A 12,378-nucleotide genomic window follows, 5' to 3' on the forward strand; every position below is an offset into this window, starting at 1 on the left:
TTTCGCCCCCCTGCGCTAACCTGCCTCGATGTTTACGAGGTCGACTATGCACATTCATATTCTTGGTATCTGCGGCACCTTCATGGGTTCGATGGCGGTTCTGGCTAAAGAACTGGGCCATCACGTGACAGGCTCCGATGCCAATGTTTACCCGCCCATGAGCACGCAACTTGAAGCGCAGGGCATTGAACTGACCCAGGGTTACGATCCGGCGCAATTCGACCCGGTGCCGGATCTGGTGGTGATCGGCAATGCCATGTCCCGTGGCAACCCGGCCGTCGAGTACGTGCTCAACAAAGGTTTACCGTACGTCTCCGGCCCGCAATGGCTGGCCGATCATGTGCTGCAAGGCCGCTGGGTACTGGCCGTTGCCGGTACCCACGGCAAGACCACTACCAGCAGCATGCTGGCCTGGGTGCTGGAGCATGCAGGCATGAGTCCTGGCTTCCTGATCGGCGGCGTGCCACAAAACTTCTCGGTCTCCGCGCGCCTGGGCGACACGCCGTTCTTTGTGATCGAAGCTGACGAATACGACAGCGCCTTCTTCGACAAGCGCTCCAAGTTTGTCCACTACCGTCCACGCACGGCGATCCTCAATAACCTTGAGTTTGATCATGCGGACATCTTCCCCGATCTGCCCGCTATCGAGCGGCAGTTCCACCATTTGGTGCGTACCATCCCAAGCGAAGGCCTGGTCATCTACCCGACTACCGAGCCGGCTTTGCAGCGCGTGATCGAGATGGGCTGTTGGACACCGGTGCAAACCACCGGTGCGGGTGGGCAATGGCAGGTCAAGTTGCTCAGTGAAGACGGTTCCAGGTTTGAAGTGCTGTTTGAGGGTGAGGCCCAAGGCATCGTCGAGTGGGACATGACTGGTCAGCACAACGTTGCCAATGCCTTGGTCACTCTGGCTGCCGCACGGCATGTGGGCGTGGTGCCTTCCATGGGCATTGCTGCGCTGAGCGCATTCAAAAGCGTAAAACGCCGCATGGAAAAAGTCGCCGACGTGAATGGGATTACCATCTACGACGACTTTGCCCACCACCCAACCGCCATTGCCACCACCCTTGACGGACTGCGCAAGCGCGTTGGCGATGCCCCGATCATTGCTATTGTCGAGCCGCGCTCAAACTCCATGAAGCTCGGTGCACACCGCGACGGCCTGCCGGAAAGCGTCAACGATGCCGACCAGGTGGTGTGGTACGCCCCGACCAATCTTGGCTGGGACTTGCCGGCGATTGCGGCCCAGTGCACGGTGCCGTCGAAAGTCTGTGATTCCATCGAGGGCATCATTGAGTTCGTCAAGCAGCAGGCCAAGCCTGGCACCCATGTGGTGGTCATGAGCAACGGCGGCTTCGGCGGCTTGCACGGCAAACTGGCCGAGGCGCTGAAATGAGCGGGCCGGAACGCGTCACCCTGGCGATGACCGGTGCCTCGGGCGCGCCCTACGGCCTGCGTCTGCTTGACTGCCTGGTGCGTGAAGATCGCGAGGTGCACTTCCTGATCTCCAAGGCCGCGCAGTTGGTGATGGCGACCGAGACCGACGTGGCACTGCCTCCCAAGGTGCAGATGATGCAGGCCTTCCTCACCGAGTACACCGGTGCGGCGCCGGGGCAGATCAAGGTTTATGGCAAAGAAGATTGGATGTCGCCAGTGGCCTCGGGCTCCGGTGCACCGGCGGCAATGGTTGTTGTGCCGTGCTCCACCGGCACCTTGTCGGCGATTGCCACCGGGGCCTGCAATAACCTGATCGAGCGCGCGGCAGACGTGACATTGAAGGAGCGCCGCCAGTTGATCCTGGTGCCGCGCGAGGCGCCGTATTCGAGCATTCATCTGGAACACATGCTCAAGTTGTCGAGCATGGGCGTGACCATCTTGCCTGCGTCGCCGGGCTTTTATCATCAGCCGCAGACCATCGATGACCTGGTGGATTTTGTGGTGGCGCGGATTCTCAACCTGCTGAATATTCCACAGGACATGCTGCCGCGTTGGGGCGAACACCATTTGAGCAGCGATGAATAAGGCACTGTTGGTGATACTGGCGTTGCAATTGGGCGGCTGCGCCACCGCGCGTACGCTGGACGCTGCGCAGCCCGGCGCGCCGGTGGTGTATGCCGGCACGCGGTTGGACTTGTACGCAATGAATGGAGGTTGCTGCGCCAAGGACCGGTTTGGTGCTGAGGCGCCGAGCTATCCCGGTGTCGACCTGCCGGCCAGTGCGTTGCTCGACACTTTGCTGTTGCCGCTGTCGGTGTTGACGGTGCTCGGAGTGGGATTTAACGCCACAGGCGGGCTCTAGCGCTGACCCGAAGGCAATACAAAACCAATGTGGGAGGGGGCTTGCTCCCGATAGCGGTGTATCAGTCACCCAATATGTTGACCGACCCTCCGCCATCGGGGGCAAGCCCCCTCCCACATTTTGCTTTGTGTTCGGCTTTATTTACCGAGCTTGCGCAGTTCGTCCGACTCTACGATCCGCACCCCATTCTGCTCTTCCAGCGCCAGGCGCCACATGGCCCGGGCCAGTTCACACACTTCGATGCCTCGGTACTTGCCGGGAATCAGCCGTGACAGCGGCCCTGCCAGTTGTTCGGCCAAACGGGGTTCCAGCCGCTCCCCCAACAACAGCGACGGTCGCACGATGGTCAGTTGCGGCCAGTCTTGGGCCTTGAGTGCCTGCTCCATTTCCCCTTTGACTCGGTTGTAGAAAATCGAAGATTTCGGATCGGCGCCAATCGCGCTGATCACAATCAGGTGCCGTGCGCCCATTTCCCGTGCGCGCTTGGCGAAGGCGACGACCATATCCAGGTCAACCGCACGGAAAGCCTCTTCCGAGCCCGCTTTTTTGATTGTGGTGCCCAGGCAGCAGAAGGCGATATCTACCCGGCCGCTCAGTTGCGGCAGGAACACCGCTGGGTCGCCCACCGGGTTTTCCAGGTGTGGATGTTCGGCCAATGGCTTGCGGCTCGGCGCGAGCACGCGGGTCACGGTGGGTTCGTTGAGCAGGCGGTCGAGCAGGTGTTCGCCAGTGAGGCCGGAGGCCCCTGCGAGCAAGATATGCTGAGGTGTCAGGTACATAGTGTTTCCCCCTTGTTACACGTTGCAGCTTAGTTGCCTTTGGCTTCCTTGCTATTCATTGAGACGCTTTCGAGCGCCTTTCGTGCCTGCTGTTTACGTAAAAGTTGCCAGTGGGCAATCACGCCTTTGGGGGCCCATATCTGCGGTTCGGACGCTTCGAAATTGTCGGCCTGTTCGCGCTCGCTCACATGCAGCTGTGCCAGCTTGAAGGCTTGCTGCAAATCGTCGGTCTGGTTGAAGGCTTGGGCGAAGAGGGCGTCGCCGAAGTAGGTGAAGTCGGCTTCTTCGGAGCAACCGAAGGACACGCGGTCGGCGCGGGACGCGGTCATGATCAGCGTACGGTCGTCTTTGAGTGCCGGGATAAAGCCGCCGGAATAGCAGGCGGAAATTACGATGATCTTGTCGCGATTTTTCAGCGGTGTCAGCACGGCGGCCAGCTCATCGGCGGGTAAATCGGCCAGCTCCATGCGCGGCTGATCCAGCACCAGTTCGTGTTCGTGGGTGCCGTGGCTGGTCATGTAGATAAACACCAGGTCTTCCGGGCCTGTGCGCTCGGCCAGGGTTTGCACGGCACGGCGCAAGCTTTCGCGGGTGGCCAGGGGGCGGTCGGCGATATGGTCGCGGTGGTTGACCAAACGGATCTGCCCACGTGCGCCGAAGCGGGTGGCAAGCATGTTGCTGACGTAATCGGCTTCGCGCAGGAACACGCTTTGTTTGCCGTCGCCGGCCACCGCCAGGGTGTACAACTCCACGGCAGGGGTGGAGGCGGGCACGGCGGCAAAGGCAGCATCGAGCAAATGCCCTTGGGCCAGCACGCCGATCTCCAGTGGGTCAGGCAACAATGTGCCGTCCGCGTCACGCACGCGCATGCCGTTGACCCAGGTACCGGCCTGCACCGTGCCGTCGGTGAGGACCAGCGTGCCGCGGCCCTGATAGTTGTCGCTGTCGAAGCCGCCGATGTAGAAGCTGCCGTCGGTCAGGTTCAGGCGGCCTTCTCCGGTAAAGCGCCAATCGCTGAAATAGCCGACGTAGTGGCTGCCATCCACGCCGATCAGTTCGCCCTTGCCGCTGAGCGCGCCTTCCTTGAACTGGCCGATCCACACGTCGCCGTCAGCGTTTTCATAGCGGCCCTTGCCGTTGAGTTGGTTCTGCTTGAACTGACCGACATAGATGTCGCCGTCGGCGCTGTTGAAGGTGCCGTTGCCCTCCAACTGGCCATCGACGAAGCGACCACTGAACTGATTGCCGCTGTCGTCGTTGCGCTGGCCTTCGCCGTTCGGCTTGCCGTGGGCGAACTGGCCCTGGTATTGGCTGCCGTCGGCCAACTCCAGGCGGCCGAGACCGGAATACTGATCGTCTTTGAATTCGCCGCGATAGGTCATTTGCCCCTCTTTGAGGGTGCCTTCGCCGTTGCGCCGACCGTTGCGGAACCCGCCGACATACTGGCTGGCTGCGGTGGTCAGGCTGCCCTGTCCATCGAACAGACCTTGCTGGAACTGGCCTTTATAGACTTCGCCGTTGCTGCCATGCCACTCGCCCTGGCCGTGCCACTGGCCTTTGTCGAACGCGCCGGCGTACCAACTGCCGTTGGGGTAGTCCACACGGCCCTGGCCTTGCAGCAGGCCGTTGACCACATCGCCCCGATAGCGGCCGCCGTCGGGCAGGCGCGCATCGGGCGGCAACAGCGATTCGCCGTCTCCGCAAGCGGTGAGCAACAGGGCAAGGGCAAGGGGGGCGAGTGGGCGCATAGCGGGATCCGGATATTTGAGCGCCGAGTATGCCGCAGCTGCGAGTTTCATACATAAATTTACATACCCCGTGGTGAGTTTCAGCCTCTCACCACAGGGATGGCCTTACACGAAACAGAGTGAAAGCGACTCGGCAATGTAGGCCGGTTTTTCCTGGCCTTCGATCTCCAGTGTGGCAGTGGCCTTTAACAGCCACTGGCCGGGCTTTTTCTCGGTGACGTCAGTGAGGATCACGTTCAAGCGAACCTTGGAGTTGACCTTGACCGGCTGGATAAAGCGCACGGTGTCCAAGCCATAGTTGACCGCCATCTTCAGGCCTTCGGGCATGATCAGGATGTCTTCCATCAGCTTGGGTATCAGCGACAGCGACAGGAAACCGTGGGCAATGGTGCTGCCGAACGGCGTTTGCGCAGCCTTGACCGGGTCGACGTGGATGAACTGATGGTCGCCAGTGGCTTCTGCGAACAGGTTGATACGTGCCTGGTCGATGGTGAGCCATTCGGAACGTCCCAGTTCCTTGCCGACATAATCTTTGAGCTGCGCTACAGGTACATAGGGCATTGCGTCTCTCCTTGGTTCATCGATGCTGTTTTTATGGATTACAGAGAACCAATGTAGATCATCACGGGCAACCAGCCCGGTCAACCCACCATGCTTTTGGCGAATGCCGATGCATAGGGCCGGCATGCTTATAATGCGGGCGAGTTCAGAGGGGGGGAAAGCGGATGCTGTTACGTGGTCTGACATGGCTGGTGTTGTTTCAGTTGATCGGCACGGCGATCAATCATTTGCTGTTGCCGGTTCTGCCGGGGCCAATCATTGGCCTGCTGCTGATGCTGGGTTTCCTGATCTGGCGTGGCGAGGTGGGCGAGCCGTTGAGCCTGGCCGCTGGCAGCCTGTTGCGGTATCTGCCACTGCTGCTGGTGCCGCCGGCAGTCGGCGTGATGGTGTACGCCAAGGACATCGCGGCTGACTTTTGGGCCATCGTCGGCGCGCTGGTGTTGTCACTGGTGATCGCCATGGCATTCGTTGGCGTACTGATGCAGCAGATGGTCAAGCGCAAGGAGAAGGATCAATGATCTTCGACTGGCATGGCGCGTGGACGTCCGTGATTCATCACCCGCTGTTCGGTATCGGTATTACCCTGGGCGCCTATCAACTGGTGCTGGCGGGGTTCGAGAAAACCCGCTGGATCTTCCTGCAACCGGTGCTGGTCTCCATGCTGCTGGTGATCGGCGTGTTGCTCACCTGCGGCCTGAGCTATGCCGAGTACCGCAAAAGCACCGAGATCATGGGCATTCTGCTGGGGCCTGCCACGGTGGCGCTGGCGGTGCCGCTTTATCTGAATCTGCGGCGCATTCGCCAATTATTTTGGCCAATTTTTACTACGCTGGTGATAGGCGGTGTATTGGCTACCGGCCTGTGTGTGCTGCTCGGCTGGTGGTTCGGCGCTGAACACATGATGCTGATGACCATGGCGCCCAAGTCGGTGACCTCGCCGATCGCCATGCTGGTGGCCGAGCAGATCGGCGGCGTGGCGGCACTGGCCGCGGTGTTTGTGCTGATCACTGGGGTGGTGGGGGCGATGGTGGGGCCGGCGTTACTTTCGCGCCTGGGTGTGCACAGTCCCGAGGCGCGTGGCATGGCGTTGGGCATGACCGCCCACGCGGTCGGCACCTCGGTGGCCCTGCAGGAGAGCGAGGAGTGTGGCGCCTTTGCGGCGCTGGCCATGAGTCTGATGGGCGTGGCCACGGCGGTGTTCCTGCCGTTGGCTGTGTCAGTGATTGTTTAAACCAGGTTTAAGGAAACCTTTATGAGTCTGGCGCTGTTCCCGCTCAATACCGTGCTGTTCCCTGGCTGCACCCTCGATCTGCAACTGTTCGAGGCGCGCTACCTGGACATGATCAGCCGTTGCATGAAAAAGGGCGAAAGCTTCGGCGTGGTGTGCATCCTTGACGGCAAGGAAGTAGGCATGGCTCCTGACGGCTACGCGCTGATCGGCTGTGAAGCGCTGATTCGCGACTTCAAGCAGCAGGACAATGGCCTGCTGGGGATTCGTGTTGAAGGCGGGCGGCGCTTTCGCGTGCTCGATACGGGCGTGCAAAAAGACCAGCTGCTGGTGGCCGAGGTGCAATGGCTGGATGAGCAGCCGGACCAGCCGTTAGACGAAGAGGACGCTGATCTGTTGGCATTGCTCCAGGCCCTGGCCGAGCATCCGATGGTCTCTTCGCTGGACATGGACGCTCACGCCGAGGGCCAGCAAGCCTTGGGCAATCAGCTTGCTTATCTCTTGCCCTTTACCGAGGCCGACAAGATCGACCTGCTGCAACTCGACGACCCGCAGCAGCGCCTAGATGCGATCCAGATGCTGCTTGATGAGCTACAGGAAGAGCTTTTCACTCAGTAGGCGTAGCGCAGCAGTGCGTGGGATGTGCCGGTGAGTGCAATAAAGCTCAAGACTGCCACTATGGCAGGCAGCAGCAGCCACCATGTTTTTTTGCGCAAGGGTGGCAGTGGGCTGCGGTGCTGGATGGCTGTCAGGCTGAACGCACACACCGTCATCGCCAGGAGCGTGCCGGCCAGGATGTCCGAGGGCCAGTGGGCGCCCAGGTAAACCCGGGACAAGGCGATAAAGGCGGCGGGAATGCAGCCCAGCAGTATCCACGTCAGGCGCAGCCGTGTCGGTTGGCCACAACCTGCCAGCACCGCCAGCGCCAGGAAAAACGCGAAGGCGCCGGAGGCATGGCCGCTGGGCATGCTGAAACTGGTCAGGGGGTCGGTAAGGATTTCCGGGCGGCCGCGGGCGAAAAACAATTTGCTCCCGGTGTTGATTACCGCCGATCCGGCCAGTGTGGCGCCCACAAAGATGGCGTGGCGCCACTGTCGAGCCAGTAGCAAAAGCCCGGTGAAGACGGCGCTGGCGACAAACATCTTCTTGAACTCACCCAATTGGGTGACCATCACCATGGCTTCATCCAGCCAGGCGCTGCGATGCTCCTGCACCAGTGCGCTCAGACCCTGATCGAAATCATTCAGGTGTGGATAACCGATAAACAGTGCGATCAACAACGTCAGGCTGGCGCAACCTATCCACAAGGTGGTGCGCCGGTGGTCGCGCAGGCTGCTGTTCAAACCCAGCCCCAGCAGGACCGCCAGGCACGCCGTGACAACGCCGGCCTCAGACCAGAAGCCTTCCGGTAATGGCAGGCGGAACGCGGCGCCGGTGGCCCAGCCCGGCAGCAAGTAGGCCACCGACCAGCCGGCTGCGGCGAGGACGCTCACTGCCGCAAAGCGTGGGAACGGCATATCGCACATGCCGGCCACCATCGGCAGCATCGGGCGCAAGGGGCCGATGAAGCGTCCGACCAGCAGGCTGGCGATGCCGTACTTGTGGAAGTAGGTCTCTGCACCGTTCATCCATTCGGGGTGGTGGCGCAGACCGGGCAGGCGGCGGATGTTCTGGTGGAAATGTCTGCCCAGGAAGTAGGAAACCCCATCGCCCAGCAAACCGCCGAGAAAGCCCAGCAACAGCGTCTCACTCAACGACAGCGCGCCGCTGCCGGCCAATGCGGCAATGGCAAACAGCAATACCGTGCCCGGTACGATTAAACCGGCAATCGCCAGGCATTCCACGCACGCGACGATAAACACCGCCACCGCCAGCCATTGTGGGTTCAGGGTCAGCCAGCCGGTAATGCTATCGAGCCATTGGCCCATAAACGTCACTCCATCACCACAAAATTCAAATCAGAAAATAGTCGCGGCCTTCGACCTGGCCTCGGCGCAGCGGGTTCCGTGTGCAGTACGGTGCATAGCCTGCATCGACAAAACGGTACATCAGGTGTTCATCGCGGCCACTGGGGATGCCCAGGCGGGTCGTCTGGATGATTTGCGTCGGTACCTGGCCGACATCTTCCACATACAGCCTTTCCTGGTCGAAGCGCTTGGCGTCCCACATCGGCACTTTGAGCCCCAGCGCTTTGCACAACAACGTTTGGCCGGCGCACAGCTTCTGCGAGGTGCGCGGGCTGCCATCGGCATTCGGGTTGTTCAACTGCATCTGCGCGAGGCTCGCCTGGCCGGAAAGGTCATCGACCCACGGATAGGCCGATTTGATCAATACGGCATTGCCCGGTCCATGTGCGCTGAAGTTCAGGGAGTCGCCGCCACGGGCGTAGTACATGTAGATATGGCCGCCATCCAGAAACAAAGCCTTACGCTTTTCTGTGTAGCCGAGTGAAGCGTGGCTACCTTTTTCGGCCACGTAATAGGCTTCCGTTTCAATAATTCGAGCCGAAAGCCAGATTTCGCCGACGCGATGGCGTACAACTTTGCCGAGCAGTTCCCGCGCAAGAATTTGCGCGTCACGGTCGAAGAAGCCGTCGGGCAGGGCGCTGGCGGGGCGTTGGGGCGATGAGCTGGGCATGGCGGTCAGGGGAAATGCGGCTAAATGTGACGGAATCATAACAACTCCCACCTTAATTACCGCTGAACCCCAGGTTTTTACAGTTCATTTCGACCATCCGCCCCTGACCGCTGTCAGTCGGGCGGCGTCACAGCTATAATCTGCCGCTTTCCTCTTTGCCAAGACTCCCTGACCATGACTGAGTCCGTTCTTGACTACATGACCCGCCTGGGTCGCGCTGCCCGTCAGGCCTCGCGGTTGATCGCCCGTGCGAGCACCGCGCAGAAGAACCGTGCCTTGCTGGCCGCCGCTGATGCTCTGGATGCTTCGCGCTCCGAACTCGCCGCGGCCAACGAACTGGACCTGGCCAACGGCCGCGCCAATGGCCTGGAACCGGCCCTGCTGGACCGTCTGGCGCTGACCCCGGCACGTATCGACGACATGATCGAAGGCCTGCGTCAGGTGGCCAAGCTGCCTGACCCCATCGGTGAAATCCGCGATATGCGTTACCTGCCGTCCGGTATTCAGGTCGGCAAGATGCGCGTGCCCCTGGGCGTGATCGGCATCATCTATGAGTCGCGACCTAACGTGACCATTGACGCCGCGAGCCTGTGCCTCAAGTCTGGCAATGCCACCATCCTGCGTGGCGGTTCCGAGGCGATCAATTCCAACCGCGCAATTGCCGCCTGCATCCAGCAAGGCCTGGCCGTGGCCGAATTGCCGGCCGAAGTGGTGCAAGTGGTGGAAACCACCGATCGCGCGGCCGTTGGCGCGCTGATCACCATGCCGGAATTCGTCGACGTGATCGTACCGCGCGGTGGCAAGAGCCTGATCGAACGCGTCAGCCGTGATGCCAAGGTGCCGGTCATCAAGCACCTGGACGGCGTATGCCATGTGTTCATCGACATCGCCGCCGATATCGACAAGGCCATCCGCATCGCCGACAACGCCAAGACCCATCGCTACGCCCCGTGCAACACCATGGAGACTCTGCTGGTGCACGTCGGCATTGCCGATCGCGTGCTGCCGCCGCTGGCTGCCATCTATCGCGACAAGGGCGTGGAACTGCGCGGCTGCGAACGCACCCGCGCGCTGCTGGGCGCGGACGTGATCGAAGCGACTGAACAGGACTGGTACACCGAATACACGGCGCCGATCCTGTCAATCCGCATCGTTGATGACCTGGATCAGGCCATCGAACACATCAACACATACGGCTCCAAGCACACCGACGCGATTGTCTCCGAGCACTTCAGCGATGCGCGTCGTTTCCTCAACGAAGTGGATTCCGCTTCGGTGATGGTCAACGCCTCGACGCGCTTTGCCGACGGCTTTGAATACGGGCTGGGCGCCGAGATCGGCATCTCCACCGACAAGCTTCACGCACGCGGCCCGGTTGGCCTGGAAGGTCTGACCAGCGAGAAGTACGTGGTGTTCGGCGACGGTCATGTGCGCACTTGATGGCTAAACGCATCGGGCTGCTCGGCGGTACTTTCGACCCCGTGCACATCGGCCATTTGCGCAGCGCTCTCGAAGTCGCAGATGCCCTTGCACTGGACGAGTTGCGCGTGATGCCCAACGCGCGGCCGCCTCATCGCGATACGCCGCAGGTGTCACCGCAACAACGTCTGGAAATGGTGCGCCTTGCCGTAGAAGGCATACCGCCGCTGGTGGTGGACGACCGCGAACTCAAACGCGATAAACCGTCCTACACTGTCGACACCCTGGAGCTGATACGCGCCGAGTTGGCCGTAGATGACCAGTTGTTTCTGCTTTTGGGCTGGGACGCATTTTGCGGCCTGCCCTCTTGGCATCGCTGGGAGGAACTCCTCCAGCATTGCCACATCCTGGTTTTGCAACGCCCGGATGCCGACAGCGAACCGCCGGATGCCTTGCGCAACCTGCTGGCCGCGCGGTCGGTAAGTGACCCCTTGGCCCTGACCGGGCCGAACGGGAATATTGCATTCGTCTGGCAGACCCCGCTTGCGGTGTCTGCCACCCAGATCCGTCAACTGCTGGCCAGCGGGAAGTCGGTACGTTTCCTGGTGCCTGACGCGGTCCTGGCCTACATCGATGCGCACGGGCTTTACCGTGCGTCGAACTGAAAAGGCGCGCTTGAACGCACGAACAGTCGTGCAGCGAGCGCCCGAACATATGAGCAAAACGAGTTTTTTATGACGAACAAAGACGTAAGCAAAGTAAAACGCAAAGGCACGTTCAAAAGCGCCCCGCTGCCGGTTGAAGCCCACGTTGGTCCGGAACTGGCTGGCGAAGAGCTGGTAAAAGTCGCCGTTGCCGCCCTGGAAGACGTGAAGGCCCAGGACATTCAGGTTCTGGACGTACGCGACAAGCAGAGCATCACCGACTTCATGATCATCGCCACTGGTACTTCCAACCGCCAGATCGGCGCGATGCTGGACAAGGTCCGCGAAGCCGTCAAAGCCCAAGGCGTCAAGCCACTGGGTGAAGAAGGTAAGGGCGACAGCGACTGGGTGCTGCTGGACATGGACGACGTGATCGTTCACATGATGACCTCCAACGCCCGTCAGTTCTACGACCTGGAGCGTCTGTGGAAAGGCGCCGAGCAGAGCCGTGCCGCTGATGGCAAGCACCACAGCCCGGAAGTGGGCCACGCGCACTTCGACAAGCTCAACAAAGACCAGGAATAAGGAACGGCTGTGCGCCTGCGTCTGATCGCTGTCGGTTCACGCATGCCCAAGTGGGTGGAAGAAGGCTGGCACGAGTATGCCAAGCGTCTGCCCGCTGAGCTGTCGCTGGAACTGGTGGAAATACCGCTCAACACCCGGGGCAAGAATGCCGACGTAGCGCGCTTTATCCGTCAGGAAGGCGAAGCCATGTTGGCCAAGGTCGGCCCCAACGAGCGCATCGTCACCCTCGAAGTGCACGGCAAACCATGGAGCACCGAGCAACTGGCGGTGGAACTGGATCGCTGGCGCCTGGACTCGCGCACCGTCAACTTCATGGTCGGTGGCCCGGAAGGGCTGGCGCCTGAAGTCTGCGCGCGAGCCGACCAGCGTTGGTCGCTGTCGGCACTGACGTTGCCGCACCCGTTGGTAAGGATTCTGATCGGTGAACAGCTGTATCGCGCCTGGACAGTTCTGTCCGGGCACCCTTACCACAAATAGT

Annotated in this window: 15 protein-coding genes; 10 read left to right on the forward strand and 5 right to left on the reverse strand. The window is 61.0% G+C overall.

All coding sequences use genetic code 11. From position 1 onward, the window contains the following. Positions 1-46: 46 nt before the first annotated feature. From mpl to ACKZ62_RS02915, 3 genes are read left to right on the forward strand one after another with little or no spacing between them, the layout of a single operon-like run. Positions 47-1,396, forward strand: coding sequence for a UDP-N-acetylmuramate:L-alanyl-gamma-D-glutamyl-meso-diaminopimelate ligase (mpl, locus tag ACKZ62_RS02905; RefSeq protein WP_032884582.1), 1,350 nt, complete (start codon positions 47-49; stop codon positions 1,394-1,396). Then, on the forward strand, positions 1,393-2,022 hold the full coding sequence (ubiX, locus tag ACKZ62_RS02910; RefSeq protein WP_447096305.1) for a flavin prenyltransferase UbiX: 630 nt from the start codon (positions 1,393-1,395) through the stop codon (positions 2,020-2,022). Before mpl ends, ubiX begins: the two co-directional genes overlap by 4 nt. Beyond that, positions 2,015-2,299 (forward strand): YceK/YidQ family lipoprotein, encoded by a 285-nt coding sequence (locus ACKZ62_RS02915; protein ID WP_032884584.1) that lies wholly within the window; start codon positions 2,015-2,017, stop codon positions 2,297-2,299. The genes ubiX and ACKZ62_RS02915 overlap by 8 nt, the downstream gene beginning before the upstream one ends. A 137-nt stretch (positions 2,300-2,436) precedes the next feature. On the opposite strand, the gene ACKZ62_RS02920 is transcribed toward ACKZ62_RS02915, so the two are convergent. From ACKZ62_RS02920 to ACKZ62_RS02930, 3 genes are all read right to left on the reverse strand, one after another. Next, positions 2,437-3,078, reverse strand: coding sequence for an oxidoreductase (locus ACKZ62_RS02920; protein WP_032884585.1), 642 nt, complete (start codon positions 3,076-3,078; stop codon positions 2,437-2,439). 29 nt (positions 3,079-3,107) lie between these two features. Further along, positions 3,108-4,826 (reverse strand): C13 family peptidase, encoded by a 1,719-nt coding sequence (locus ACKZ62_RS02925; protein WP_032884586.1) that lies wholly within the window; start codon positions 4,824-4,826, stop codon positions 3,108-3,110. A 105-nt stretch (positions 4,827-4,931) separates the two neighbouring features. Further along, a complete protein-coding gene (locus ACKZ62_RS02930; protein ID WP_032884587.1) occupies positions 4,932-5,387 on the reverse strand; it encodes a MaoC family dehydratase in 456 nt (151 codons plus the stop codon). Positions 5,388-5,551: 164 nt separating this feature from the next. On the opposite strand from ACKZ62_RS02930, the gene ACKZ62_RS02935 reads away from it, so the two are divergent. From ACKZ62_RS02935 to ACKZ62_RS02945, 3 genes are read left to right on the forward strand one after another with little or no spacing between them, the layout of a single operon-like run. Further along, the gene (locus ACKZ62_RS02935) at positions 5,552-5,905 is read left to right on the forward strand and encodes a CidA/LrgA family protein (RefSeq protein ID WP_032884588.1); all 354 of its coding nucleotides are present in this window, start codon (positions 5,552-5,554) and stop codon (positions 5,903-5,905) included. Then, a complete protein-coding gene (locus ACKZ62_RS02940; RefSeq protein ID WP_032884589.1) occupies positions 5,902-6,618 on the forward strand; it encodes an LrgB family protein in 717 nt (238 codons plus the stop codon). The genes ACKZ62_RS02935 and ACKZ62_RS02940 overlap by 4 nt, the downstream gene beginning before the upstream one ends. A gap of 21 nt (positions 6,619-6,639) precedes the next feature. Continuing rightward, the gene (locus ACKZ62_RS02945) at positions 6,640-7,233 is read left to right on the forward strand and encodes an LON peptidase substrate-binding domain-containing protein (protein ID WP_095186203.1); all 594 of its coding nucleotides are present in this window, start codon (positions 6,640-6,642) and stop codon (positions 7,231-7,233) included. Here ACKZ62_RS02945 and ACKZ62_RS02950 read toward each other — a convergent pair. Together ACKZ62_RS02950 and ACKZ62_RS02955 are read right to left on the reverse strand one after the other, a co-directional pair. Next, positions 7,227-8,543 (reverse strand): bifunctional DedA family/phosphatase PAP2 family protein, encoded by a 1,317-nt coding sequence (locus tag ACKZ62_RS02950; RefSeq protein WP_447096306.1) that lies wholly within the window; start codon positions 8,541-8,543, stop codon positions 7,227-7,229. The genes ACKZ62_RS02945 and ACKZ62_RS02950 overlap by 7 nt on opposite strands. A 25-nt stretch (positions 8,544-8,568) precedes the next feature. Then, on the reverse strand, positions 8,569-9,252 hold the full coding sequence (locus tag ACKZ62_RS02955; RefSeq protein WP_095186266.1) for a DNA-3-methyladenine glycosylase: 684 nt from the start codon (positions 9,250-9,252) through the stop codon (positions 8,569-8,571). A 174-nt stretch (positions 9,253-9,426) separates the two neighbouring features. Here ACKZ62_RS02955 and ACKZ62_RS02960 point away from each other — a divergent pair, with 174 nt between their 5' ends. The 4 genes from ACKZ62_RS02960 to rlmH all read left to right on the forward strand — a co-directional run bounded on the left by ACKZ62_RS02960 (position 9,427) and on the right by rlmH (position 12,377). After that, positions 9,427-10,692: a glutamate-5-semialdehyde dehydrogenase gene (locus ACKZ62_RS02960; protein ID WP_032884592.1), complete on the forward strand. Its 1,266-nt coding sequence runs from the start codon at positions 9,427-9,429 to the stop codon at positions 10,690-10,692. Then, positions 10,692-11,336 carry a nicotinate-nucleotide adenylyltransferase gene (gene nadD, locus ACKZ62_RS02965; RefSeq protein ID WP_095186205.1) on the forward strand — a complete coding sequence of 215 codons (645 nt, stop codon included), beginning with the start codon at positions 10,692-10,694 and terminating at the stop codon, positions 11,334-11,336. Before ACKZ62_RS02960 ends, nadD begins: the two co-directional genes overlap by 1 nt. A 69-nt stretch (positions 11,337-11,405) precedes the next feature. Continuing rightward, positions 11,406-11,900, forward strand: a complete 495-nt coding sequence (gene rsfS / locus ACKZ62_RS02970; protein WP_003176298.1) for a ribosome silencing factor — start codon at positions 11,406-11,408, stop codon at positions 11,898-11,900. Between the two features lie 9 nt (positions 11,901-11,909). Further along, positions 11,910-12,377 (forward strand): 23S rRNA (pseudouridine(1915)-N(3))-methyltransferase RlmH, encoded by a 468-nt coding sequence (rlmH, locus tag ACKZ62_RS02975; protein WP_003176297.1) that lies wholly within the window; start codon positions 11,910-11,912, stop codon positions 12,375-12,377. Position 12,378: the final 1 nt, after the last annotated feature.

The organism is Pseudomonas sivasensis (assembly GCF_052938085.1).